General features: G+C 73.0%; 23 protein-coding genes. 16 read left to right on the top strand and 7 right to left on the bottom strand.

Annotated elements, in window-relative coordinates; all coding sequences use genetic code 11:
* Positions 1-46 precede the first annotated feature (46 nt).
* Together ACFY3C_RS19620 and ACFY3C_RS19615 are read left to right on the top strand one after the other, a co-directional pair.
* Positions 47-2,050, top strand: coding sequence for an AAA family ATPase (locus ACFY3C_RS19620; protein ID WP_390771634.1), 2,004 nt, complete (start codon positions 47-49; stop codon positions 2,048-2,050).
* Between the two features lie 184 nt (positions 2,051-2,234).
* Positions 2,235-2,576, top strand: a complete 342-nt coding sequence (locus ACFY3C_RS19615) for an FHA domain-containing protein (protein WP_390771633.1) — start codon at positions 2,235-2,237, stop codon at positions 2,574-2,576.
* A gap of 30 nt (positions 2,577-2,606) precedes the next feature.
* On the opposite strand, the gene ACFY3C_RS19610 is transcribed toward ACFY3C_RS19615, so the two are convergent.
* Positions 2,607-3,092, bottom strand: a complete 486-nt coding sequence (locus ACFY3C_RS19610; protein WP_390771632.1) for a DUF3515 family protein — start codon at positions 3,090-3,092, stop codon at positions 2,607-2,609.
* 115 nt (positions 3,093-3,207) lie between these two features.
* Between ACFY3C_RS19610 and ACFY3C_RS19605 the strand changes: the two genes are divergently transcribed.
* Positions 3,208-3,750 (top strand): TlpA family protein disulfide reductase, encoded by a 543-nt coding sequence (locus ACFY3C_RS19605; RefSeq protein WP_390771631.1) that lies wholly within the window; start codon positions 3,208-3,210, stop codon positions 3,748-3,750.
* Between the two features lie 21 nt (positions 3,751-3,771).
* On the opposite strand, the gene ACFY3C_RS19600 is transcribed toward ACFY3C_RS19605, so the two are convergent.
* The 3 genes from ACFY3C_RS19600 to ACFY3C_RS19590 form a co-directional block, all read right to left on the bottom strand.
* The gene (locus ACFY3C_RS19600; protein WP_390771630.1) at positions 3,772-4,437 is read right to left on the bottom strand and encodes a hypothetical protein; all 666 of its coding nucleotides are present in this window, start codon (positions 4,435-4,437) and stop codon (positions 3,772-3,774) included.
* A gap of 196 nt (positions 4,438-4,633) precedes the next feature.
* The gene (locus ACFY3C_RS19595; RefSeq protein WP_390771629.1) at positions 4,634-5,293 is read right to left on the bottom strand and encodes a response regulator; all 660 of its coding nucleotides are present in this window, start codon (positions 5,291-5,293) and stop codon (positions 4,634-4,636) included.
* A complete protein-coding gene (locus ACFY3C_RS19590; protein WP_390771628.1) occupies positions 5,290-7,632 on the bottom strand; it encodes a histidine kinase in 2,343 nt (780 codons plus the stop codon). Before ACFY3C_RS19590 ends, ACFY3C_RS19595 begins: the two co-directional genes overlap by 4 nt.
* Before the next feature lie 138 nt (positions 7,633-7,770).
* Here ACFY3C_RS19590 and ACFY3C_RS19585 point away from each other — a divergent pair, with 138 nt between their 5' ends.
* The 5 genes from ACFY3C_RS19585 to ACFY3C_RS19565 all read left to right on the top strand — a co-directional run bounded on the left by ACFY3C_RS19585 (position 7,771) and on the right by ACFY3C_RS19565 (position 13,658).
* Positions 7,771-8,868, top strand: coding sequence for a CPBP family intramembrane glutamic endopeptidase (locus ACFY3C_RS19585; RefSeq protein ID WP_390771627.1), 1,098 nt, complete (start codon positions 7,771-7,773; stop codon positions 8,866-8,868).
* 82 nt (positions 8,869-8,950) lie between these two features.
* On the top strand, positions 8,951-10,717 hold the full coding sequence (locus tag ACFY3C_RS19580) for a gamma-glutamyltransferase family protein (protein ID WP_390771751.1): 1,767 nt from the start codon (positions 8,951-8,953) through the stop codon (positions 10,715-10,717).
* Positions 10,718-10,808: 91 nt separating this feature from the next.
* Entirely contained in the window at positions 10,809-11,654 is an 846-nt protein-coding gene (locus ACFY3C_RS19575) for an inositol monophosphatase family protein (RefSeq protein WP_390771626.1), read from the top strand.
* 88 nt (positions 11,655-11,742) lie between these two features.
* Positions 11,743-13,152 (top strand): phytoene desaturase family protein, encoded by a 1,410-nt coding sequence (locus ACFY3C_RS19570; RefSeq protein ID WP_390771625.1) that lies wholly within the window; start codon positions 11,743-11,745, stop codon positions 13,150-13,152.
* Positions 13,149-13,658, top strand: coding sequence for an O-acetyl-ADP-ribose deacetylase (locus ACFY3C_RS19565; RefSeq protein ID WP_390771624.1), 510 nt, complete (start codon positions 13,149-13,151; stop codon positions 13,656-13,658). The genes ACFY3C_RS19570 and ACFY3C_RS19565 overlap by 4 nt, the downstream gene beginning before the upstream one ends.
* 210 nt (positions 13,659-13,868) lie before the next feature.
* Here the strand turns inward: ACFY3C_RS19565 and ACFY3C_RS19560 are convergent, their stop codons facing one another.
* Complete coding sequence (locus ACFY3C_RS19560; RefSeq protein WP_386576133.1) at positions 13,869-14,345, bottom strand: SRPBCC family protein; 477 nt, start codon at positions 14,343-14,345, stop codon at positions 13,869-13,871.
* 202 nt (positions 14,346-14,547) lie between these two features.
* Here ACFY3C_RS19560 and ACFY3C_RS19555 point away from each other — a divergent pair, with 202 nt between their 5' ends.
* Positions 14,548-15,285: a flavodoxin family protein gene (locus tag ACFY3C_RS19555; protein WP_390771623.1), complete on the top strand. Its 738-nt coding sequence runs from the start codon at positions 14,548-14,550 to the stop codon at positions 15,283-15,285.
* Between the two features lie 110 nt (positions 15,286-15,395).
* The gene (locus ACFY3C_RS19550) at positions 15,396-15,809 is read left to right on the top strand and encodes a CBS domain-containing protein (protein WP_386576132.1); all 414 of its coding nucleotides are present in this window, start codon (positions 15,396-15,398) and stop codon (positions 15,807-15,809) included.
* Positions 15,810-15,821: 12 nt separating this feature from the next.
* On the opposite strand, the gene ACFY3C_RS19545 is transcribed toward ACFY3C_RS19550, so the two are convergent.
* Together ACFY3C_RS19545 and ACFY3C_RS19540 are read right to left on the bottom strand one after the other, a co-directional pair.
* Entirely contained in the window at positions 15,822-16,133 is a 312-nt protein-coding gene (locus ACFY3C_RS19545; RefSeq protein WP_386576131.1) for an SHOCT domain-containing protein, read from the bottom strand.
* Positions 16,134-16,221: 88 nt separating this feature from the next.
* Positions 16,222-16,680: a DUF6325 family protein gene (locus tag ACFY3C_RS19540; RefSeq protein WP_386576130.1), complete on the bottom strand. Its 459-nt coding sequence runs from the start codon at positions 16,678-16,680 to the stop codon at positions 16,222-16,224.
* A 277-nt stretch (positions 16,681-16,957) separates the two neighbouring features.
* On the opposite strand from ACFY3C_RS19540, the gene ACFY3C_RS19535 reads away from it, so the two are divergent.
* The 6 genes from ACFY3C_RS19535 (at position 16,958) to ACFY3C_RS19510 (ending at position 24,588) form a co-directional block, all read left to right on the top strand.
* A complete protein-coding gene (locus ACFY3C_RS19535; protein WP_386576129.1) occupies positions 16,958-17,863 on the top strand; it encodes a YhjD/YihY/BrkB family envelope integrity protein in 906 nt (301 codons plus the stop codon).
* Between the two features lie 137 nt (positions 17,864-18,000).
* Positions 18,001-19,341 carry a hypothetical protein gene (locus ACFY3C_RS19530; RefSeq protein ID WP_390771622.1) on the top strand — a complete coding sequence of 447 codons (1,341 nt, stop codon included), beginning with the start codon at positions 18,001-18,003 and terminating at the stop codon, positions 19,339-19,341.
* Between the two features lie 111 nt (positions 19,342-19,452).
* Positions 19,453-22,110 carry a LuxR C-terminal-related transcriptional regulator gene (locus ACFY3C_RS19525; RefSeq protein ID WP_390771621.1) on the top strand — a complete coding sequence of 886 codons (2,658 nt, stop codon included), beginning with the start codon at positions 19,453-19,455 and terminating at the stop codon, positions 22,108-22,110.
* Between the two features lie 14 nt (positions 22,111-22,124).
* Complete coding sequence (locus ACFY3C_RS19520) at positions 22,125-23,753, top strand: MFS transporter (RefSeq protein WP_390771620.1); 1,629 nt, start codon at positions 22,125-22,127, stop codon at positions 23,751-23,753.
* A gap of 18 nt (positions 23,754-23,771) precedes the next feature.
* The gene (locus ACFY3C_RS19515) at positions 23,772-24,290 is read left to right on the top strand and encodes a hypothetical protein (protein WP_390771619.1); all 519 of its coding nucleotides are present in this window, start codon (positions 23,772-23,774) and stop codon (positions 24,288-24,290) included.
* 100 nt (positions 24,291-24,390) lie between these two features.
* Positions 24,391-24,588 (top strand): hypothetical protein, encoded by a 198-nt coding sequence (locus tag ACFY3C_RS19510; protein ID WP_386576123.1) that lies wholly within the window; start codon positions 24,391-24,393, stop codon positions 24,586-24,588.
* Positions 24,589-24,597: the final 9 nt, after the last annotated feature.

Genomic DNA, 24,597 nt, shown 5'->3' with positions numbered 1-24,597 from the left:
ACCATGCCCGCACGCGGCCCGCAACCGCGTGCAACGGGGAGGAACGATGGACCTGTCCAAGGAAGACCGGCTCCCGCCCTTCGTGGAGGAGCTGATCGGAACACTCGGAGTGCACGCGCAGTACGTCCTGCACGGCAACATCCGTGACCTGCACCTGGTGGGCCGGCGCGGCCGGGACAGGTTCTACCCGCTGCTCGACGTGCTGTGGAACCCGCTGCGGGAGATCGGCTACCAGGCGCTGGTGCTCTGCGACCAGGTGGGCGGCTTCCGCGTGGCGGCGGTCGCTGACGGCGAGACACAGACCGCCCTCGAGGAACTGCTGCAGGGGCCCCGCGAGTTCCCCGGCCAGACGGCGGCGCAACGCCAGGCGGTGCTGGACCAGCTGCGGAACATCACCACCGGGTGGGCGGAGCAGCGCGAGGAGATGATGCGGGACGGACGTCGGCTGCGGCCGCTGCGGGTGGCGCTGGTGATCGACCACGCCTCCCGTCTCGTCACCGACCCGTCCCGGGTGACCCCGGACGAACGCGACTTCTTTCTCGCCTGCCTCAAACTCGCCCAGGAGGCCAAGCCCCTGGAACCCTGGACCGGCACTCCCGTCGTCCCCAGCGAACCGGGCCGGTTCAACCCGGTGATCTGGCTCGCCGAGGGGGAGCGGGACATACCCGGATGGCTGATCTCCGGCAGTGAGCGGATCCGAGCCGTCGCCGTGCCCGAGCCGGACGCGGACGAGCGCACGACGATGGCCCGTCTCCTGCGCGAGCGCTACGAGCGGTACGCCGGAAAGGGATCGGGCGGCGGTTCGGCCTCGCCCGCCGGCGCGGACGCGGAGGAGACGGCGCGGTACGTCGGCGCCTTCGCCCGGGCGGCCACCGGCATGAGCCTGCAGGCCATGGAGGAGAGCGTGAAGCTCGCCCGCTCCCGCGCCATGCCGTTCGCCGCCATGCCCGACGCCGTACGGATCTACCGGCTGGGCGTGGAGAAGAACCCCTGGAGCCGGGGCGAGATACGTCAGCGCATCCTCGACGGGGAGGACCCCGACAACGAGCGGTCCATCCCCCGCCGGGTGCTGGGGCAGGAGGCGGCCGTGGCGATGACCCTGGACATCCTCAAGCGTGCCGCGCTGGGGCTCTCCGGGGCGCAGGCGACCAGCCCGGGACACCGGCCGCGCGGTGTGCTGTTCTTCGCCGGCCCGACCGGAACCGGCAAGACGGAACTGGCGAAGGCCGTGGCCTCCGTCCTCTTCGACAGCGACCAGGCGTATCTCCGCTTCGACATGAGCGAGTTCTCGGCCGCCCACTCCGCCGACCGGCTCGTCGGCGCGCCCCCAGGCTACGTCGGCTACGAGGCGGGCGGCGAACTGACCTCCGCCGTACGGGAGAACCCCTTCCGCGTCATCCTCTTCGACGAGATCGAGAAGGCCGACAAGGGCATCCTCGACAAGTTCCTGCAGGTGCTGGAGGACGGCCGGCTCACCGACGGACAGGGGGTCACCACCTACTTCAGCGAGTGCGTGCTCATCTTCACCTCCAACCTCGGTGTCCAGCGCACGGACCCGGAGACCCAGGAACGCAAGTGGATCGTCGAACCGGGCACGCCTTACAAGGAGTTGGAGGCAACGGTCAAGGACAACGTGAAGAAGCACTTCGAGAACGTCATAGGCCGGCCGGAGCTGATGAACCGGATCGGCGGCAACGTCGTCGTCTTCGACTTCATCTCCGACGCGGTCGCCAAGCAGATCTTCGATCTGCAGTTCGGCAACATCCAGCGCCAGCTGGCCCAGGGACACCGACTGGCTCTGGAGATCGAGGACAACGCCCGCAGCGAGCTGCTGGACCACTGCACCCGGGACAAGTGGAACGGCGGCCGTGGCATCGGCATGGTGCTGGAGACGCATCTCATCAACCCGCTCGCCCGGGAGCTGTTCGCGGCGTCCGACCTCGGGCCGGACACCACGGTCGTGGTGACGGACGTGCGGGAGAGCGAGAGCGGACGGGTGGACACGACGGTCGTGCTCAAGAAGGGAGACGCCGGTGACGGAGGCATCTGACTTGGATGACGACGATTGGGATTCCGTCGACCAGTTCGCCCCACCCCCACCCCCACCCCCGCCGCCCGTCGGTACCAAGTGCGGGCGATGCGACGCGATCGTCCCCGTCGGCATGGCCGCGTGTCCGAGATGCCGCACCCCGGTCGGCTCGGGCCGGCCGAGGATCCGGATCCCGGGGGGCGCAGTGCGGCTGGTCTTCCGCGGCGGCGGCCGGCACCTCGACGTGCCGCGCGGCTCGGAGATCCGGCTGGGGCGCAGCAGCAGTTGGGCCCCCGAGGCGTCCGAGCTGCTGGTCGACGAGGACACGGTCTCGGCCCAGCACGCGACCCTCGTCCACGCCTCGGACGGGGCGGCCTGGCTGACCGAGGTCCCGTGGGGCGCAACCAACGGCACCCGCGTCAACGACCGTGTCCTGGTGCCGGGTTCCCGGGTCCGCCTGCGCGACGGCGACCGGGTCGAACTCGGGCCCGGGGTCGAATTCATCGTCCGGGGGATCGCGGAGGAGCCCAGGGAGGCGGCGTCCTAGCGGTGGGCGGCCCGGGAGCCGCCGGGCGCGTCAGTGGCCCTGGGAATCCAGGCAGTGCGACCGCTGCGTGATGGGGGCGACGGCCTTGGACAGGTCGATCAGCACCGCGTCGATGGCCCGCACGCCGGGCGAGATGGTCACCTCCACGGCGGGGGTGCGGCCGTAGGAGACGAGGACCTTCTTCCCCGACTGCCGGGACCGTGCCAGTTCGAGCAGCCAGTCCACGCCGTTCACGCTCATGCACGGGTCGGGCGACGGGCCGGGCGAGACCAGCCCGCACCGGGCCGTGACGGCGCCACCGCCCCAGGCCTCGGCACCGGTCACCCCCACCCCTTCGCGGTCGTGACCGTCCAGTCGCCCGGGCCAGCGCCCGGCCAGGCCCGTACACGCCGGCCCGGACGCCCGCTCGGCCGCGCGCAGCCCGTACCGCGCACCACTGCCCTGCCCGGCCCACCATCCCCAGCCGCCCGCGGCCACCAGGACCGCCAGCGCCCCGGCCCCGACCGCGTACCGCATCCTCACTACAGCCCCCGTGTGTCGTGGTTCCGGCACCAGCCGGTGATCAGTCGCCTCGGAACCTACCGCACCCCAAGATCCGTCACGCATGGGGCGGTTGAGATACTCCTTCCTCGTGAAGACGCGACCGTTGCTGTGGACCGCAGCCTGCCTGCTGCTGGCCTCCTGCCATGCCGGCATGGCCACCGCCGACCCTTCCGAGGAGAAGAGCGGGCCCGTTCCCGCCGGCCGGCGTGCGGCCGCGCCCGACCTCGCGGGCGACAGCCTGGACGGCAAGCCGCTGCGTCTGTCCGACTACCGCGGCAAGGTCGTGGTGCTCAACGCGTGGGCCTCCTGGTGCGGCCCCTGCCGGGCCGAGGCCCCCGAACTCAACGCGGCCCAGAAGCACCTCGCCGCCGAGGGCGTTCAGGTGCTCGGGCTGAACACCGACACGGAGCCCGTCAACGGCCGGTCCTTCCAGCAGGACCACCACCTGACCTACCCCAGCTTCAGCGACCCCTCCGGCCGCAAGGTGCTGACGTTCCCCAGGGGTTCGGTGCCGCAGGGGGTGCCCTTCACGGTCGTCATCGACACCCGCGGCAGGATGGCGAAGGTGCACACCGGGCCCGTCACCGAACGGGACGTGCGCGACCTGGTACGGCCGCTCGTACGGTCCTGAAGGGGCGCCGGCCCGGCTCCGTCAGCCGGACCCGCCGCTCTGCAGGGCGGCCACGGCGCTCTTCGCGGCCTTGATGGCCCCCTTGTTGATCTCGTCCGTGCTCGGGGCCTTCTTCGACTCGAAGTCGCTGCCGTTGTAGGTGACGATCACCAGCGCGTTGGAGACGCGGGCCAGCACCACGCCCTCGCGGGTCTCCTGCTTGTCCTCGGTGGTGAGGTTCACGATGGAGTACGCCGTGTCCCCGAGCCCCGGGACCGTCCCTCCGCCGCTCTTCTCGGCGACGCGCTGTTCGTACTCCTTCTTCGCCTCCTGCTCCGACCCGGCGACCTCGAAGGAGACGTCGAGCCAGCGGTAGTCGTAGCCCTGCAGGGCGTTCCAGGAGCAGGTGCGGCGCAGCGAGGTGTCGGTCGAGGGGATCTCCTTGCCCGCCGTCTTGGCCCCGGGCACCAGCGACTTGACGGTCGCCACGGGCACGCTGGTGCAGGGGGTGGGCGCGGTGTCGTACGACTTCGACGCCGCGGTGGAGGACGGAGCGGACGCCGAATGGGTGGGCGTCTCCTGGCCCGACCGGTGACTGTCGGCGGACGGCGTGGCCGGGCCCGACGACATCGCCCAGCCGGCGCAGGCCAGCACGGCGACCGGCGTCAGACGCGCGGTGAGGGCGAGCGGCAGAGGAAGAGAACGCACGGCTCACTTCTCGTGGGGGAGGGGGCGCGGAGGGCGGTCCGCAGGGTGGACTGCGACGACAGTGTCACACGACTCCCTGTGGGGCGGAAGTGCCAACTCGCTGTGTGCCCGCGTGGTGACGGAGCCCCATGATCGACATCCCGTATGTCCATTTTTGTCGGCGAGTTGGGTGTGGGCCGCGCGAGGCGGATCCGGGTCAGCTCTCCCGGCTCGCGCGGGGACGGATCAGCCCGCTCTCGTAGGCGAGGATGGTCGCCTGCACCCGGTCACGCAGGCCCAGCTTGGACAGCAGGGCGTTCACATGGGTCTTCACGGTGCCGGTGGTCACGCCGAGTTCGGCTCCGATCTCGGCGTTGGTGAGGCCGGAGGCGATCTTCAGCAGTACTTCCCGTTCCCTCGGGGTGAGTCGGCCGAGGGCGCCGGTCGCCGCGGGGACCCGCGGGGCGCCCTGGGCGAAGGTGTGGATGAGCCGGCCGGTCACGGCGGGCGCCAGGATGCCGTCGCCCGCCGCGACGATGCGGATCGCGGTCAGCAGGTCCTCGGGCCGGGCGTCCTTCAGCAGGAACCCGGACGCTCCGGCGCGCAGGGCCTCGTACACGTACTCGTCGAGGTCGAAGGTGGTGAGCACCAGCACCCGGGGCCCGTTCTCGGGCGCGGTGATCAGGCGGGTGGCGGTGAGTCCGTCCATGCCCGGCATCCGGATGTCCATCAGGACGAGGTCGGGGGCCTCGGCGGCGGCCAGCGACACCGCCGCCGCCCCGTCTCCCGCCTCGCCGACGACGGTGAGGTCGGGTTCGGCGTCCACGATGGCGGCGAATCCCGCCCTGACCACGGCCTGGTCGTCGACGACGATCACGCGTACGGCGACGGGGACACCTCCTGGACGGGGACCGGAGTGGGTCCGGCCGGCAACGACACCCGCACAGTACCGGTCGGTTCGAGCACGATGTGTCCCTCGCCCGCGGCGGCCTGCACCCGCAGGCGTTCGGCCACCGGGACGACGACGGCGAGCGGTACGCCCGTCACCGTGATGGACACGGTGCCGCGACGCCGCCCGAGGGTCACCCGGGCCGGCCCACGGTCGCCCGCGCCGAGCGCCGCCTCGACGATCCGGTACGTCGACACGTGCACGGACGGCGGAAGGTCCCGCGCGGCCTCGGGCAGGCCCCGCAACCGCACGTCGCGGCCCGCGGCGCGCAGGGTGCGGCACAGCGATTCGAGGTCGGCGGCGGTCGGGGACGGAGCGAGGCGGTCGGCGACGTCTCCGGCGTCGCCGAGGCCGTGCAGCATGTCCCGCATGGCGGCGAGGGCGGCCCGGGCCGTGGTGGCCACGTCGTCGAGTCGTCCCTGCCGGGCCAGGGCGACCAGCGACGCCGTGTGGTGCAGTACGGCCTCGCGCAACGTGAGGGCCAGCCGGTGCCGTTCGGCCTCGGCGGCCTGCTGCGCATGCCACATCGAACTGGCGAAGGCGAAGTCGTCGTGCGCCAGCACGCGCAGGCGCCGGCGTCGCAGGACGAGGCCCGCACCGCACACGGCGGCGAAGAGGGGGGCCAGCAGGACGCACAGGACGATCACCATCACCCCGATGAGCCCGTCGACCGGGTCGCCCTCGAGCGAGCCGTCGGCAGCGGCCGTGGCCGTGATGACGGAGGCCGTGCCGAAGGTCGTCGCGATCAGTGCCGGCCAGGCGGTGGAGGGCCCCCGCCCATAGGCGGCGAGCGCGTACACCGCGAGCAGCTCCACGAGGGCGCCCCCGGCGAGGAACTGCGACACACGTGACGGCAGGGGCACCGCCGCGACGGCCACGGGCCACAGCCAGGCCGTGGCCAGCACGGCCACGAGGCAGGCCACAGGGGCACGTCTGCGCCACAACAGCGGCAGCGCGTGCAGGACCAGCAGCACCGTCACGACGATCAGCTCCGGCATCGAGGCGCGCCTGGTCCGCTCCGGCCAGTCCTCCGTGGCCCCGAGAGAGATGACGACCGGCAGGATCATCGCGGTGAGGGCGAGGGCGGGATCGGCGAGCCGCTGCTCCCGCAGGACATGGCGCCGCCAAGCGGGCCCGGGCGGCTGCTGCGGCCCTCCGGCGTCCGGCAAGGTGGCGCGGACCAGCCATCCGCCGTCGGGGCCGGGACCGGCGGTCAGCTCGCCGCCGGCCGCTGCGGCCCGCTCCCGCATGCCGGCCACGCCCCGTCCCGCGCCGAGGCCGCCGGTGTCGTGCGGTGCCGGGGTGCGCGGCGGCGCGTTCTCCACCGTCAGTTCCAGCAGGCCGTCCGCCCGGCCGACGTGGACACGGGCGGCGGCGCCGGGGGCGTGCCGCACGGCGTTGGTGAGGGCCTCACGGACGATGCCGTGGATCGCCTCGGCCGCGGGACCGGTCAGGTCGTCGGGGACATGAGCGGCCACGGGCCGGCCCAAACGGCCGAATCCCGCGACCAGTTCCTCGATCTCGGCACTCGTGACTGCCGGGCCCGGACAGTCGGTGTCGCGCAGGAGACCGACGAGCCGCTGCAGCGATGCCATGGTCTCGGTTCCGGTGCGTTCCGCGAACGACAGTGCCTCGGGGGCCAGTTCCGGCCGGCTGTCCTGGAGCCTGCGCGCGGCGTCCACGGTGACGACGACCGAGGTGAGGTGATGGGCACTCACGTCGTGCAGTTCGCGCGCGAGTCGCCGGCGCTCCTGGTCGCCCGCCGTTCGACGGGCGTGCTCCGCCCCGGCCAGCCGGTGGGCCGCGGTGAGCCGTCCGCCGAGCCACTGGCGCCGCGCTTCGCCGAGTCCCGCGCACAGGGCGTACACGGACAGGGAAAGCGCCAGGATGAGGAACGAGACACGGAAGCCGTCCTGTACGGCGGACATCACCCACTCGACGCCCACGAGCCCGGCGACGGCCCGGACCGTCACCGGCAGGGGACAGCGGACGGCGACGGAGTACAGGGCGACCAGCGTGCCGAGGCCGACGTAGCCGTCCGGCCAGGCGACCATGCCCAGGACGTAGGCACCCAACGCCACCGCCAGAGCCCGCACGGGCGCCTGCCGACGCCGGCCCAGCGCGGCCGTCTCCACGAGCAGGGCGCAGCCGACGGCGATCAGGCCCGGCACGCCGGGCGTCTCGTCCGGGCCCAACCCGGGCCACATCAGGGCACCCTGTACGGCTGCCAGCACCAGGGGCAGAAGCCAGTTGCGTATCGTCTCCATCTCGCCGACGAGCGTAGAGCGCGGCCCGGACGGCGGGCACCGGCCCTGAGATCGAGACCGGTCCCCACCCAGCGATAGAGGCACCGTTCCTGCGGCAGGTCGATGTCCGGGCCGGGCGCCGCCGGAGAGAGTGGGGCCATGACGATGCCACCGCTGCCCGACCCCGTGCCCGAACCCCTGCCCTACCACCGACTCGCCCGGCTCTCGGTGCGCCACCGCTGGTGGCGCCCGCTCGTGGGGACCCTGGTCGTGGCCGTGGTCTACGTGATCGTCGTGGCCGTCCTCTACGGCGTCGCCGACGAGTGGGGCTCCCGGCGGGGATACCCCAAGGACCCCGACGGATTCGTGGAGTTCGGCGCCGTCCCGGGCACCGCCCTGGACCTGCTGGCCATCGCCGCTGGAATACCCGTCGTGCTGCTGGCCGTGCGCTGGATCGGACAGCGCCCCGCGGGCACGCTCTCCTCCGTGACCGGCCGACTCAGATGGCGCTGGCTGGCCCTGTGCGCGCTGACGGCCCTGCCGATCCTCGCCCTGTCGACGGGCGGCATGCTCCTGCTGCCCGACGGCGGCGGCGGCGAGGAGTTCCGGTGGGCGGGATGGACGGTCTTCGGGCCCGCCCTCGCCATGCTCGTCTTCCTGGTCCCGCTGCAGGCGGCCGCCGAGGAGTACGTCTTCCGGGGCTGGCTGACGCAGGCCGTCGGCGGCTTCGTGCGCTCGCCCTGGTTCGCGCTCCTGCCCCAGGCCGTCCTGTTCGCAGCCGCCCACGGCTGGGGCACGCCCTGGGGGTTCGCCGATCTCGTGGTGTTCGGGGCGGCGGCGGGCTGGCTGACCTGGCGGACGGGCGGTCTGGAGGCGTCCATAGTGCTGCACACGGTCAACAACCTCTTCGCCTTCGCCGGCATGGCGGCCACCGTCGACGGGCTCAAGAGCGACGAGACCGCGGCAGACGCGACCTGGCAGCTGGTCCCCCTCGACGTCGCGGGCATCGCGCTGTACACGGCAGCGGTGGTGTGGCTGCTGCGCCGCCGCCCCCAGGTCCGCACCGCTCCTGCTCCCGCGCCCCTCCCGCCCGGCCCCCCGCCCGCCTTCGCCACCCCGTACCCGCCCGTCGCGGGCTTTCCCGCGCCGTCCCCGTGGGCAGGCCGTCCGGCACCGGGCACACCGGATCCTGCGGCCCACCAGGGTCCGGACCAGGGGGAGATCCCTCCGTGGAGCGGAACCGGGTCCGCTCGATAGCCTGCTGACCGACCGACCTGCTCGAACAGCGAGGTGACCCGTGCAGTTCACCACCCGGCCCACCCTCCAGGGCACCTTCGGCATGGTGTCCTCCACCCACTGGCTGGCCTCCCAGTCGGCGATGGCGGTCCTGGAGGACGGCGGCAACGCGTTCGACGCGGCCGTGGCCGGAGCGTTCGTGCTGCACGTGGTGGAACCTCACCTGAACGGGCCCGCCGGCGAGGTGCCGATCCTGCTCGCCCCGGCGGGCGGCGAGGTGCGCGTGCTCTGCGGGCAGGGCGTGGCCCCGGCCGGTGCGACGGTCGCGCACTACCGGGGGCTCGGTCTGGATCTCGTACCCGGTACCGGACCCCTCGCGGCCGCCGTGCCCGGCGCCTTCGACGCCTGGCTGCTGCTCCTGCGCGACCACGGCACCAAGGCCCTCGACGACGTCCTGAAGTACGCCATCGGGTATGCCGAGCACGGGCACGCGCCCGTGGAGAACGTCGGCGCGACCGTGGAGAGCGTCCGGGAGCTGTTCGAGACCGAGTGGACCTCCTCGGCCGAGGTGTACCTGCCGGGCGGCAGGGCGCCCCGGCCCGGGGAGCTGCTGCGCAATCCCGCGCTCGCCGCCACCTGGAAGCGGCTGCTCGCCGAGAGCGCCGGGGCCGGCGACCGCGAGGCTAGGATCGACGCCGCGCGCGAGGTGTGGCGCTCCGGCTTCATCGCCGAGGCACTGGTACGGCAGTCCCGGCGGCCCACCCTGGACACCAGCGGCGAACGGCACACCGGCACCCTCACCGCGGCCGACCTCGCCGGCTGGTCGGCGAGCTACGAGGCGCCGGTGACGTACGACTGGAACGGCTGGTCCGTGTGCAAGGCCGGCCCCTGGAGCCAGGGCCCCGTCCTCCTCCAGCAGCTCGCCCTGCTCCCGCCCGAGCTGCCCTCCTACGGCTCGGCCGACTACGTCCACCTGCTGATCGAGGCCTGCAAGCTCGCCATGGCCGACCGCGAGGCCTGGTACGGGGACGCGGCCGAGGTGCCGCTCGCCGAGCTGCTCTCGGACGGCTACAACGCCGGGCGGCGGGCCCTGGTCGGCGCCAAGGCGTCGTACGAGCTGCGCCCCGGCAGCCCCGGCGGACGCGCTCCGCGCCTTCCCGCACAGGCACGCGCGCGCGTGGAGGCCGGTCAGGACACCGGCTTCGAGCCGATGGGCGTGGGCGAGCCGACCGTCGCCGAGCCCCGGGTCGCCGCCGACGGCAGCACTCGGGGCGACACCTGCCACCTGGACGTCGTCGACCGCTGGGGCAACATGATCGCGGCCACGCCCAGCGGCGGCTGGCTGCAGTCCAACCCGGTCGTGCCGGAGCTGGGCTTCCCGCTCGGCACCCGGCTGCAGATGACCTGGCTGGAGGAGGGGCTGCCGAACTCCCTCACCCCCGGCCGCCGCCCCCGCACCACCCTCACCCCGTCCCTGGCCCTGCGCGACGGCGTTCCGGTGCTGGCGTTCGGCACGCCCGGCGGCGACCAGCAGGACCAGTGGCAGCTGCACTTCCTCCTCGCCGCCGTCCTGCGCGCCCCGGTCCGCGGCGGCCTCGACCTGCAGGGCGCCATCGACGCCCCGAACTGGCACAACGACAGCTTCCCCAGCTCCTTCTACCCGCGCGGCCGCCGCCCCGGCAGCGTGACCGTGGAGTCCCGCACGGACCCGGACGTGATCGAGGAGCTGCGGCGGCGCGGCCACGACGTCACCGTCGGCCCCGCCTGGTCGGAGGGCCGCCTGTGCGCGGTGGCCCGGGACCCGGAGACCGGCGTGCTCTCGGCCGCGGCGAACCCGCGCGGGATGCAGGGATACGCGGTCGGCCGGTGACGGGAGGTCCGGCACCCGCTTTTCATCCCGATTCCACCTGGCATCCACCGGACGGGCGGGGATTGTCAGTGGCGCGTGTTCTCATGGGGGCATGATCCAAGACACGGAAACCATCGACGAGTTTCTCACCCGCTGCTCGGCAGACGTCGAGGAAGCGGTCCGCAAGGCCGCCGCCACCGAGATCCTGCCCCGCTTCCGCCGCCTCGCCGAGCACGAGGTGGACCAGAAGAGCGGACCGCACGACCTGGTGACCGACGCCGACCGGCTCGCCGAGCAGCAACTCACCGAAGCCCTCGGGGCACTGCTGCCCGGCTCGGTGGTGGTCGGCGAGGAGGCGGTGCACGCCGACCCGGCGACGTACGACGCGATCCAGGGCGAGGCGCCCGTCTGGATCGTCGACCCGGTCGACGGCACCCGGCAGTTCGTGCACGGCGACGACGGCTTCTGCACCCTGGTCGCACTGGCCCACCGGGGCACCGTCCTGGCCTCCTGGACCTACGCCGCCGCGCGCGACCAGCTCGCCACGGCCGTCCGCGGCCGGGGCGCCTTCCTCGACGGCGAGCGGCTGTTCGCGGGCCCGGCCGCACCCGGCCGTGACCTCACCGTCGCCACCTCCCACCCCGACTACACCACCGACGAGCAGAAGCACGCGCTGCGCGCCCTGTGGACCGACGGCCTCGCCCCGCGCCCCTGCGGCTCGGCGGGCCTGGAGTATCTCGCCATAGCCCGGGGCGAGTTGGACGCCGTGGCGTTCTCCTGGGAGGCCGCCTGGGACCACGCGGCGGGCCTGCTCCTGGTCGAGGAGGCGGGCGGCATCCACCTCACCCGCACCGGCGAGCCGTTCCGTGTGACCGGTGCCAACGCGCTGCCGTTCACCGCCGCCCGGGACGCCGGCACCGCCCGCCGGATCGTGGACCTGCTGCGCACCGGAGCCTGAGCCACCCGGCCCCGGGGCGTGTCAGTCCCCCGGCATATCCTGAACCTGAGTGGCCATCGGCTGACGAAGGGGTCCGAAGGTGCCGTCGATGCTCGATGCGGTCGTGGTGGGTGCGGGACCGAACGGACTGACCGCTGCCGTGGAGCTGGCCCGCCGGGGCTTCTCCGTCGCCCTGTTCGAGGCACGGTCCACCGTCGGCGGCGGCGCCCGCACCGAGGAGCTGACCCTGCCCGGCTTCCGGCACGACCCGTGCTCGGCCGCCCACCCCCTCGGCATCAACTCGCCCGCGTTCCGCGCACTGCCCCTGGAGCGCTACGGCCTCCAGTGGCTGCACGCCGACCTGCCCATGGCGCACCCGTTCCCGGACGGCACCGCGGCCGTGCTGGCCCGTTCCGTCGCCGAGACGGCCGCCTCCTTCGGCCCGCGCGACGCGGGTGCCTACCGCAGGCTGGTCAGGCCGTTCCTGCCCAGGTGGGACACGCTCGCCCGGGACTTCATGTCCCTGCCGCTGACCGCGCTGCCGCGCGACCCGGTCACCCTCGCCCGCTTCGGCCTGGCCGGGCTGCCGCCCTCCACCGTGCTGATGCGCCGCTTCCACGACGAGCGGTTCAAGGCCCTCTTCTCCGGCCTCGTCGCCCACGTCATGGCCCCGCTGAACGGCCTCGCCACCAGCGCCATCGGCCTGGTCTTCGCGCTGGCCGCGCACGCCCGCGGCTGGCCCGTGGCCCGCGGCGGCTCCCAGGCGATCTCCGACGCCCTCGCCGCCTACTTCCAGGACCTCGGCGGCGCCGTGCACACCGACTACGAGGTCAAGCGCCTGGACGACCTGCCGCCCGCCCGCGCGTACGTCTTCGACACCTCGCCCGCCGCGCTCGCCCGCATCGCCGGCTTCGGCGGCTACTACGACCACTACCGCTACGGCCCCAGCGTCTTCAAGATCGACTACGCGCTGGACGGCCCGGTCCCGTGGACCGCACCCGAGGCCCGGGTCGCCGGCACCGTGCAGATCGGCGCGAGCAAGGCCGAGATCGGCACCGCCCTGCGCGCCGCGTCCCGCGAGAGCCGCGCCCCCGACCGGCCGTTCATGATCACTGTGCAGCCCAGCGTGGCCGACCCCACCCGCGCCCCCGAGGGCAAGCACGTCTTCTGGACGTACGGCCACGTCCCCAACGGCTGGACCGGCGACCTCACGGACGCCATGGAACGCCAGCTGGAGCGGTTCGCCCCCGGCTTCCGCGACCGGATCCTCGCCCGCGCCACCACGGGCCCGGCCGAGATGGCCGCGCGCAACGCCAACTACGTCGGCGGCGACATCGCCTGCGGCGCGGCCTCCGGACTCCAGCTCCTGCTGCGCCCCAGACTGTCCCTGTTTCCGTACCACACCCCCCATCCGGCCGTCTTCATCTGCTCCTCGGCCACCCCGCCGGGACCCGGCGTGCACGGCATGTCGGGGCACAACGCGGCGAAGGCCGTCTGGAGAAGGCTGAGGCAGGCATGACCACCATCACCCTGGCCCAGGGCGACATCACCGCGCAGAGCGCCGACGCGATCGTGAACGCGGCCAACTCCTCACTGCTCGGCGGCGGAGGCGTGGACGGCGCGATCCACCGCCGCGGCGGCCCCGCGATCCTGGAGGAGTGCCGCAAACTCCGGGCCTCCCACTACGGCAAGGGCCTGCCCACGGGCCGGGCCGTCGCCACCACGGCGGGCAACCTGGACGCCCGCTGGGTCATCCACACGGTGGGCCCCGTCTGGTCCGCCTCCGAGGACCGCTCCGGCCTGCTCGCCTCCTGCTACCGGGAGTCCCTCCGCGTGGCCGACGAGCTGGGAGCCCGTACGGTCGCGTTCCCGGCGATCTCCACCGGTGTGTACCGATGGCCGATGGAGGATGCGGCACGGATCGCGCTCGACACGGTGCGGGCCGCCCGGACAGCCGTGGAAGAGGTGCGGTTCGTCCTCTTCGACGAGCGGGCCTTCGAGGTGTTCACCCGAGAACTCGGCTGACGGAACGCCGTCGCCGCGCGGCCCTCGCCGCTTCGCTCGCCACAGGACCGGTGCACGGGGCGGGCAGGCGTAGGGGGAGTGCGCCTGCCCGCCCCGGCGTGCGATACCCCGCCGGGAGGTCAGGGGCGGAAGAGGTACCGCGGGCCCCACACAGGAGCCATCCCGTACAGCGCAGCGGGTGCGCAGGGTGTCACCCCTGCCGGGTCGGCGTCATCCGCTGCCCGTGTGCAGCAGGTCCCCATCAGCGCGTTCGCCGTGTTCGCGCAGCGCGATCCGGGCCAGCTTCGTCAGCATCATGCCGTTGCGGATTCTGACGACGTAGTCGACGGGGAGTCCGTGCATCCGGGTGCCGGGGCCGCGGAGCGGGTGCCAGTCGAGGACGAAGAGCGTGTGCTCGCCCCAGGGGATCAGGTTCATGGCGATGCGGGCCGCACCGAAGGGATCCGCCTTCGCCTCCAGCTCCAGGCGGTGCCGCGGCTCGCAGATGCGGACGACACAGGTGTCGTCGAGGGTCAACGGGCCGGCGCCGACCCGGACTTGCAGGCGTGCGCCCACGGCGGGCCAGTGCGGGTCCGCGGCGAGCACCTGCTGGGTTCCGGTCACCCACTCCCCGTAGCGATGGCCGTCGGCGAGCAGGCTCCAGACCTCGGACGGCGAGCTGAGGATCAGACGGCGGTTCCGGGCCAAGCCGACCACACTCCTTCCGGGGATGCCTTCTGGAGGACGGAGGACGGGAGACGAGGGAGGGGGGCTTCTCGACAGTAGCCGCGCGGTACACCTGGGGCATCCGGAGGAACCGTGGTGGCGACCGCCCCGGTCGTCCCGCAGGCTGGAGCCGGATGTGAACGCGCCGTCGCACACCGTGCCGCCAGGGTTCCGGGAGGACCGCATGACCGCTTCGTCGCCCGCCACCGACACACCGCCGGCCCGCTACGACGACCTGCGGGCCATGGTGATCAACTGCACCCTCAAGCGCTCGCCGGAGGTCAGCAACACCCAGGGGCTGATCGACCGGAGCACCGCCATCCTGGGCGCGCAGGGCGTGCACGTCGATGTCGTACGGGCTGTGGACCACGACATCGCCACCGGCGTGTGGCCCGACATGACGGAGCACGGCTGGGCGAGCGACGCCTGGCCGGACCTGTACCGGCAGGTCATGGCGGCGGACATCCTCGTGCTGGCCGGCCCCATCTGGCTCGGCGACAACAGCTCGGTGACGAAGCGGGTGATCGAACGCCTCTACGCCTGCTCCAGCCTGCTCAACGACGCCGGTCAGTACGCCTACTACGGAAAGGTCGGCGGCTGTCTGATCACCGGCAACGAGGACGGCGTCAAGCACTGCGCCATGAACGTGCTCTACAGCCTGCAGCACCTGGGATACACCATCCCGCCCCAGGCGGACGCCGGTTGGATCGGCGAGGCGGGCCCCGGCCCCTCGTACCTCGACCCCGGCTCGGGCGGTCCGGAGAACGACTTCACCAACCGCAACACCACCTTCATGACCTGGAACCTGCTGCATCTGGCCCGGTCGTTGAAGGATCTCGGTGGCATCCCCGCCTACGGCAACCAGCGCACCGCCTGGGACGCGGGTTGCCGCCGTGACTACGAGAACCCCGAGCACCGGTAGGGCGGCGCGGCCGGTCCGGGACATCGCGCGGGGACGCGGACATGCTCGTACGGTGAAAGAAGGACGCCCTTGTTCACCCGTACGGGCGTGTGTTCCAGGAGGTTGAACCGATGACCACCGCCGCAGAGATCATGCATCCCGGGGCCCAGTGGATCCCGGCGACCGAGACCCTCGACCGGGCCGCGCAGCTGATGGCCCGTCTGAACGTGGGTGCGCTGCCCGTCAGCGACGCCAACGAACGACTGTGCGGCATCGTCACGGACCGTGACATCGTCGTGAAGTGCGTGGCCAAGGGGCACGATCCGTCGAAGGTGACGTGCGGAGACCTGGCCCAGGGCACGCCGCGCTGGATCGACGCGAACGCGACCGTGGAGCAGGTGCTGGACGAGATGTCCACGAACCAGATACGCCGGCTGCCGGTGATCCAGGAGAAGAAGCTCGTCGGCATCATCAGCGAGGCCGATCTGGCCAGGCACCTGACGGACCGGCAGATCCACGACTTCGTCGAGAGGGTCTACGCCTGACGCCGACCGAGGTCAGCCACCCAGGAGCCGGCGCTTCTGGTTCTCGAACTCCTCTTCCGTCAGAACCCCTTGTGCCTTCAGGTCGGCCAGCTGCTTGAGCTGATCGATCCGTTGGGTCATCTCGTCGGGGGCGGCGGGCTGCGGTGCGGGAGGAGCGACAGGAGCGGGCGGCGCCGGCTCTTGCTGTTGCGCAGAGGCCTGCTGCTGTTCGTAGTCCTGCTGCGCCCATCGCCCCGCCTGCCGTCGCGAGACGCGGTTGGACACGGCGGTGGCGGTTCCGGCGACGACGGCGGTGCGTGCGACGCCCCGAAGCAGTCCGGGCATGTGCGGTCATCTCCCATGATTCGGTCCGGCCGTTCAGGCGACCGGTGTTCGGTCCCGTAGCTGGGGCGAACGGTGTCGGCGCGGCCGTTCAGGCGACCGCGGAGCCGCCGGGGGGAGTCGTCTCCTCCGTGGCGTCCAGGGACGCCAGCAGGGCCTGCACCGGGATACGGCCGCTCGCGACGAGCTGGGCCCCGCTTCGCCTGAGCGCGCGGGCGAGGGGCGCGGCCCACACGTTCTCGTACACCAGCACCGCGGCCGAGTTGCCGGGCTCCAGCGCGTTGCCGGCCTCCTCCAGGTCGCTCTGGTCCAGCACGCCGGCCGAGGCGCCCTCGAAGACGGTCAGATCGACCTCGTCGCCGAGGTCCTGCAACTCCAGTGCGACGACCGAGCCGTCGGTGTCCTTGCGCAGGAAGGCGAGGTCGATGATCCGGACGAGGCCGCGCTCGACCAGATCCACCAGCAGGGGGAACGCCTCGCCCGTGAAACGGTTGCCGGGGAACTCGATGACCAGGTAGTCGACCGGGCCCATTTCTTCGATGCCGTTCATGGCCACTCCTCGGGAACAGGGGAGGGGGCCGTCCGCGGCTCCGTGGCAGCCCACCCGCGTCGGCGGTCGTCAGCCCTCCTGGCCATTGCAGCACGCGCCCCAGAGCCTCGCACATCCGCGCACGAACCCCCTCCGCCCCGGCCTCCGGGTGCCGCCGGGTGCCCCCGCCCCCACTCTGGTCGGAGGGAGAGGAGCGCCGGAGGGAGAGGAGCGCCGGAGGGAGAGGAGCATCGAACGGAAAGGCGCGTCGAAGGGAAGGCGTGTTGAAGGGAAAGGCGTGTTGAAGGGACAGGGGAAGCGGCGTCCCGGGCCGGGGTGGTGGAAGCGGCGCAGCACCGAGTTCGCGGCCCGGGCGAAGGCGCTGCACCGAGAGGCGGAGACCCGGTTCCCGGTCGTCACCCATCTCGTGGACCGCATGGTGTCCGTGAACATCTTCGACTCCGCCACCCGGCTGGCCGCGCAGTGCTTCCTCACCGTCATCCCCCTGCTGTTCGTGGTCGCGGCCTACGCTCCGCCGTGGCTGAGGCAGCAGCTGGTCAGGTCCGTGCACGCGGTGCTGGGCCTGAATGGTGACGCTCAGACCGAGCTGGAGAAGGTGCTCCAGCCGACCACGGAGGACCTCCGGCAGGCCACCGGCCTCGTCGGCGGGCTGATGGTGCTGGTCTCGGCCACCGCCGTCAGCCGGGCCCTGCAGCGGCTCTGCAAGCGCGCCTGGGAGATCCCCAGAGCGGGCACCCGCGTCGCCCCCTGGCGCTGGCTGGCCTGGCTCCTCCTGTGGCTCGGGGCGATGATCCTGCAGGGCCCGATACGCGACGGGTTCGGCCTGGGCGCCTGGCTGGGCATCCCCCTCACCCTGGCGACCCAGATGGGCCTGTGGTGGTGGACGCCGCATCTGCTGCTCGGCGGCCGGATCACCTGGATGCCCCTGCTGCCCGGCGCCGTCATCACGGCGGTCGTCCTGACCGTCCTGACGAGCACCGCGCCGCTGTACATGCCGAAGGCCATCAACCGGGCCCTGGCCGACTACGGCTCCCTCGGCCTGGTGTTCCTGCTGCTGTCCTGGATGATCGTGGTCTCCGTCGCGGTCGCCATCAGCCTCAGCGTGGGCGCCGTCGTCGCACAGGAACCCCCGCTGGCGAAGCGCCTGGGCAGCCCGCCTCCGCGCTGGAGCCAGGAGACATAGGGACCTGTCCGACTGTTCCCGCCTGCCGCGCGGCGTCGGACAGGTCCGGGCGTCCTCCATTCGGCCTGCCCAGCGCGCGCGGTGCCCGTGCGGCTGACGCAATGGGGGTTCAGGCACCCCACCGCGCCGGAGGCACCGTGACCGAGCCGCCCGCCCCGCAGCCCCCTAGCCCGGACCACGAGCCCACGGCCGGCGGCGGAGCAGGGGCGCGCCGGAGCGGGGGCGGGGCGGCCGCGCGTGCCGCGCGCGGTACCGCCTCGGCCGTGCTGATCGTGCTGACCTGCATCCTCGTCCCCGTCGCCCTGCTCGCCGTCTGGGTGAAGGACATCGCACTCGACACCGACCGGTACGTGTCCACGGTCGCGCCGCTGGCCACGGACCCCGCCGTCCAGGACGCGGCGGTCCACCGGATCACCGAGGCCGTGGGCGCCCGGGTGGACGGCCCGCAGGTCGCCGCCGACATCGCCACCTGGCTCCAGTCCCAGGGGCTGCCGCCCCGCGCCGCCGACGCGCTCAAGGGCCTGGGGCCGCAGATCGACTCCGCCGTGAACCAGGCGGTGACCAAGATCGCCACCCGGGTCGTCGACAGCGACCTCTTCGCGACGACCTGGCGCACCGCCAACCGCGCCGCCCACCAGGCCGTCGTGCACGCCCTGACCGGCGAGGGCCGCGGTGCCGTCGGGGTCAGCGACGGCACGGTCACCCTGAACGTCGGTACGGCCGTCGAAGAGGTGAAGAAAGAGCTGGTCGACGCGGGCCTGAAGCCCGCCGAGAAGATCCCGGACGTGGACAAGCAGCTGGTGCTCTTCCACTCCGACGAGCTCGCCAAGGCCCGTAAGGGCGCACACCTGCTCAACGTCGTCGGGAACTGGCTCCCCGTCCTCGTCGTCCTGCTCGGCGCCCTGGGCGTCTTCCTGGCCCGCCACCGACGCCGGGCCCTGGCCCGCACCGCCCTCGGCGCCGCCTTCGCCTGCCTGGTGGTGGCCATCGCCCTGGTCGTCGCCCGCCGCTACTACCTGGACCACCTGCCGCCCGAGGTGCAGTCGAAGGCCGCCGCCGCGGCCGTCTTCGACACCCTCCTCCGCTTTCTCAAGGTCAGCCTGCGGACGGCCGTCGTCCTGGGCGTGGTCATCGCCCTCGGCGCCTACCTCGTCGGGCCGGGCCGCCTGCCCGTGGCCATCCGGGGCGCCTCCGACAACACCGCGGACTCCGCCGCCCGGTGGGCGGCCGCCCACCACGTCCACGCCGGGCGCGTCGGCACCTGGACGCTGGCCTACCGCAAGGGCCTCACCCTCGCCGCGCTGCTGGTCATCGCGCTCGTCTTCGCGCTCTGGAACCACCCGACGGTGCTCACCATCCTGCTCCTGGTCGTCGTCCTGCTCGCCGTCCTGGCCGTGCTCGCGCTGCTCGCGGCCGGCGGCCGCACCGAGCAGGACGCGGCCCGAGCGGTGCCGCAACCGCCCACCGACCAGCCCTGACGGCAAGCGCGGGGGCTGCCGGACCCGCGTGAACTGCGCGGGAGCGCGAAGGCTGAGATTCTGATCGAGTGGAGCGCCGTCCACTGCCTCACAGACCGTGGTGGTGACCCGATGGCCACGAGGAAAGAGAACACCGGGGGACCGGCCGACGTGTGTGCCGATCCCCTGGGCGAGCCGTTCCTGCAGACGCGGTTCGCCCCACCGGCCAGACCGGCCACCTTCCTGCGCCGCCCGCGGCTGGTCGAACACCTGGACAGGGCCCTCGGCACGCCGCTGACGATGGTCAACGGCTCGGCCGGGGCCGGCAAGACCCTGCTGGTCGCGGACTGGGCCGCCGGGCTCGGGCGGCCGGTCGCCTGGTTCACCAACGAGGCCGGGGACCAGGGCGCCGGCATGTTCTGGGCCTACGTACTGCACGCCCTGCGCGCCGCCGGCGTACCGCTCTCCGCCGACATCGGCTGTCCCGCGGACGCGAGCCGCGTGGACCACAAGCTGCTGGCACGCCTGGCCGACGAACTCAGCGGCCATGACCGGCCCGCGATCCTCGTGCTCGACGAGTTCGACCGCCAGAGCGCCCCCCAGATCGCCGAGCAGCTGGAGTTCGTCCTGCACCACGCCGGGCCCGGACTGCGGCTGATCCTCGTGACCCGCACCGAACCGCTGCTGCCGCTGCACCGCTACCGGGCGGCCGCGGCCATGACCGAGATCCGGGACGCCGAGCTGGCCTTCACCCCCGACGAGGCGGCCGACCTCCTGGAGCTGCACGGCCTGCGGCTCCCGGCCGAGGCCACCCGGGCGCTGGTCGAGCGCACCCGGGGCTGGGCCGCCGGACTGCGCCTGTGCGCCATGGCTGCCCAGGAGAGCGAGGATCCCGAGGCCTACCTCAGGGAGTTCGAGGCGGGCCGGAGCACGGTCGCCGACTTCCTCCTCGCCGAGGTGCTCAAACGGCAGACGGCCCGCACCCAGGACCTCCTGCTGCGCGTCAGCGTCCTGGACCGCTTCTGCCCCGCGCTGGCGGAGGCGCTCACGGGCCGCAGCGGTCTCGAACCGGTCCTGGCCGGGCTGCACCGGCAGAACGCGTTCGTCGAGGACGTCGGGCACGGCTGGTACCGGCTGCATCCGCTGTTCGGCGAGATCCTCCGGGCCCATCTGCGGGCCCGCCATCCGGGCCTGGAGCCGGAACTCCACCGGCGGGCCGGGCAGTGGCTGCGGGCCACCGGGTCCCTGCCGGAGGCGCTGGCGCACGGCGCCGCCGCCGGCGACTGGGAGTTCACCGCCGGCGCCCTCGTCGACGACCTCGCGATCGGGCAGCTCTTCACCGGCCTGCGCGCGGACGACCTCGGCGAGCTGTTCGCGCGGATGGGGCCCGAGGCCGAGGGCGCGGCCCCGGACGTGGTGCGGGCCGCCCGCGACCTGGCCGAGCACGATCTCGAACGGGGCCTGAACCATCTGCGCCAGGCCGAGGAACAGCTCGCCGAGGAGGAGCCCGATCCCGCGCTCCGGCTGAGCTGCGTGCTGCTGGAATCCCTGGCGGCCCGGCTGACCGGCTCTCCCTCCCGGGCCGAGAAGGCCGTGGCGACGGCCGAGGAACTGCGCCACGAGGTCCCGGCCCGCCTCCTGGACAAGCACCCCGAACTCACCGCCCTGCTGCTCACCCATCTGGGTTCGACCCGGCTGTGGGCCGGCAGCTTCGACGACGCCCGGGCCGCCCTGTCCGAGGTGGTCGGCTGCCCCAGCGGCGTCGCGACCGCACTGCCCCGCCAGGACTCCCTCGGACACCTGGCGCTGATCGACTACCTGAACGGCTGGCTCGGCCGGGCCGAACGCAAGGCGCTGGCGGCGCTCGGCGAGACCGAACAGTTCGGTCTCGACCGGCCCTCCGGCGCGGATCTCGGGCGGCTGGTGCTGGCCGCGGTGGCCGTCGACCGCGACGACCTCGCGCAGGCCGAGGCCCTCCTGGAGGAGGCGGCGGACTCCGGCCCCGCAGCGCTCGACCCGGTGACGGCGGCGGGCAGGTCCCTCGTCACGGCCAGGCTGCTGCTGGCGCGCGGCGACCCACGGGCCGCCGCGGAGGCCGCCGACCCCGCGATCCCGGCCGATGTGACCTCCCCGTGGGCCGAGGTCCACACGGCGCTGGTCACCTCCGCCGCCCATCTGGCCGAGGGCCGGCCGGACACCGCCGCGAAGGTGCTGGACGAGGTGGCCTACGGCACCGAGCCCGCGTACGCGGCGGAGCTGGCGTGGGCCCAGCTCGCCGTGGGCAACCGGGACGCGGCCCTCGACCTGGTGGAACAGCTGCGCACCCGGAGCCGTACCGGCCCCGCGGTGAGCGTCTGTGCCGCGCTGGTGCGCGCCCGTGCCGCGCAGGACGCCGGGGACGTCGCCACCGCCCGCAAGCTGCTCGCCCGGGCCCTGCTGGAGGCCCGGCGGGAGCGGCTGCGGCGCCCGTTCCTGGAAGCCGGACCGCGCATCCGGCAGCTGCTGGACACCCCGCCACTGCAGAGCCTCGCCGCGGGCTGGCTCACCCCCGGCGACCCCGCTCCGCGCGTGGCCGAGGAGCGGGCGCCGCTGGTCGTCGAGGAACTGAGCGGACGCGAGCTCGAAGTGCTGCGGCGCCTCGGCCAGCTGATGTCCACGGAAGAGATCGCCGCCGACCTGTACGTCTCCGTGAACACGGTCAAGACCCACCTCAAGAGCGTCTACCGCAAGCTCGGTGTGAACCGGCGCGGCGAGGCGGTGCGGCGGGCCCGTGAACGCGGACTGATGTGAGCCGAGGTGGCGGCGTGGCACATTGGCGAGCCCTGATCGTTCTCGGGACGGCCCAGTTCCTGATGGTCCTGGACACGTCCGTCATGAACGTGTCCATCAGCCAACTGGTCGAGGACTTCCACACCGAGGTCACCTCGATCCAGGCGGTCATCACGCTGTACGCGCTGGTGATGGCCGCATTCATGATCATCGGGGGCAGGCTCGGCGACATCCACGGCCGCCGTCGCCTGTTCCTGCTCGGCCTGGTCGTCTACGGCATCGGGTCCGCTCTGACCGCGCTGGCGCCCACCCTGTGGGTCCTCGCGCTGGGCTGGTCCGTCATCGAGGGCCTCGGCGCCGCGATGGTGCTGCCGGCCATGGCTGCCCTGGTCGCCGAGTCCTACCGGGGCAGGGACCGCGCGGTGGCCTACGGCGTGATCGGCGGGCTGGCCGGTGCCGGCATCGCCGTCGGACCGCTGCTGGGCGGCTGGGTGACGACGTATCTGACCTGGCGGCTGGTCTTCGCCGGCGAGGTCGTGGTCGTCGTCGCCGTCCTGTGCTTCCACCGGGTGATCGGCGAGTCCGCGCGGACCGGAGAGCCGCCCCGGCTGGACGGGATCGGCGCGGCGCTCTCGGCCGCCGGACTGGGCCTTGGCGTGCTCGGGGTGCTGCAGAGCAGCACCTGGGGCTGGGTGAAGCCGCGCAACCCGCCCTTCACCGTCCTCGGCTTCGCGCCCACCCTGTTCGTCGTCGCCGCCGGGGTGGCCGTGCTGGCCCTCTTCGTGCACTGGGAGCACCGGCGTCAGGCCACCGGCGCCGACCCGTTGACGCACCTGTCCCTGCTCGGCGTGCCGCCCCTGCGATCCGGTCTGCTGACCCTGCTGAGCCAGAACCTGATCCTGCTGGGCCTGTTCTTCGCCATCCCGCTGTATCTGCAGGTGGTGCAGGGCTTCGACGCCTTCCAGACGGGGCTGCGGCTGCTGCCGGTGTCCGTCACGATGCTCATCACCTCCCTGACCGCCGCCCGGCTCGGCCGTATCGTGGGGCCGCGCCGGGTCGTACGGCTGGCCCTGCTGATGCTGGCGGCGGCCATCGTGTGGCTGCTGGCCACCATCGACCCGGTCATCGACGACGCCCAGTTCGCCGGGGCCATGGCGGTGCTCGGCATCGGCATGGGACTGCTCGCCTCGCAGCTGGGCAACGTCGTCCAGTCCAGCGTGGGCGAGGTGGAACGCAGCGAGGTCGGCGGCCTGCAGTTCACGGCGCAGAACCTCGGCTCGGCGCTGGGCACCGCACTCATCGGGTCGATCCTCATCGGCGCGCTGGCACACGCGTTCACGGTGCAGGTACGGGACAACCCCCAGCTGTCGGACGAGGCGCGCCGGCAGACCGGTGTCGCCCTGGAGGCGGGCGTCACCTTCGTGCCGACCGACCAGGTGCGCTCGGCGGCCGAGCAGGCCGGACTGCCGCCGGCCGAGGTCGACACCGTCACGGAGTCGTACGCCGCGGCACAGCTCGACGGCCTGAAGGCGGCCATCTTCGCCACTGGCGGGATCACCCTCGCGAGTCTCCTCGTCACGCCCCACCTGCCGACCGCACCTGCCCGGCGCCCGCGGCCGTCGAAGGGTGGCGCCCCGACCGGCGTCGCCGACACCACCGAGTGAGTACGAAAGGCCACGGCGATGTCCTCGACCGACGACACCACAGCACGGGCAGGGCGTGCCGGGCCCCGCGCCCACGCCGACTACACGGGCGCGGTCTACGGGTCGATGCTCGCCACGTCCGTGGTGGTCGGCGCCGGCAGCCTCGGTCCGTTTCCCCGGCTGCAACTGGTGGTGCTGCTGGTGCTCACCGGCGTCGTCTTCTGGGTCGGGCACGTCCATGCCCAGCTGTTCGGCGCCCGCCTCGCGCAGCGGCCCCTGGACCGCCCGACGATCCTGCGGGTGTGCCGCGAGGAGTGGCCGATCGTCAAGGCTGCCGTCCCGCCCGCCCTCGCCGTCGCCGTGAGCCCGCTGCTGGGCCTGGACCTGGCGGGTGCCGCCTGGCTGGCGGTCGCGGTGGCCGTGGCCGGGCAGGTGGGCTGGTCCGCGGCCGGGGCACGGCAGGCGGGAGCCTCCTGGGGGCTGGTGTCGGTCACCGCCGCGATCAATCTGCTGCTCGGCCTGGTGATCATCTCGTTCAAGATCGCCCTGACGCACTGAACCCGGACCCCGGATCACCTGTGCTGGGTGAGGCCTGGCGCCGCCGCGCGGAGCAGCATCGCAAGAAGACCGCAGCAGGCCCGCGGCGGGAGAACGGCACATGCGCTACGAGATCCGTGTCGATGGACTCATGTCGGAGACGCTGACCAAGGCCTTCCCTGAACTGGACCATGTGAAGATGTCCGGTCAGACGGTGCTGTTCGGACGCATCATCGACGAGGCGCACCTCTACGGGCTGCTGACCCGCTTCCAGTCGCTGGGGCTGCGGGTCGTCGAGATGCGGCAACTGCCGGAGTGACAGCGGCAC

Origin of the sequence: Streptomyces sp. NPDC001410, assembly GCF_042895235.1 — a bacterium.
In the GTDB taxonomy this organism is placed as follows: Bacteria; Actinomycetota; Actinomycetes; order Streptomycetales; family Streptomycetaceae; genus Streptomyces.
The sequence above is the reverse complement of the archived record's forward strand: the minus strand, read 5'-3'. Positions and strand labels throughout refer to the sequence as shown.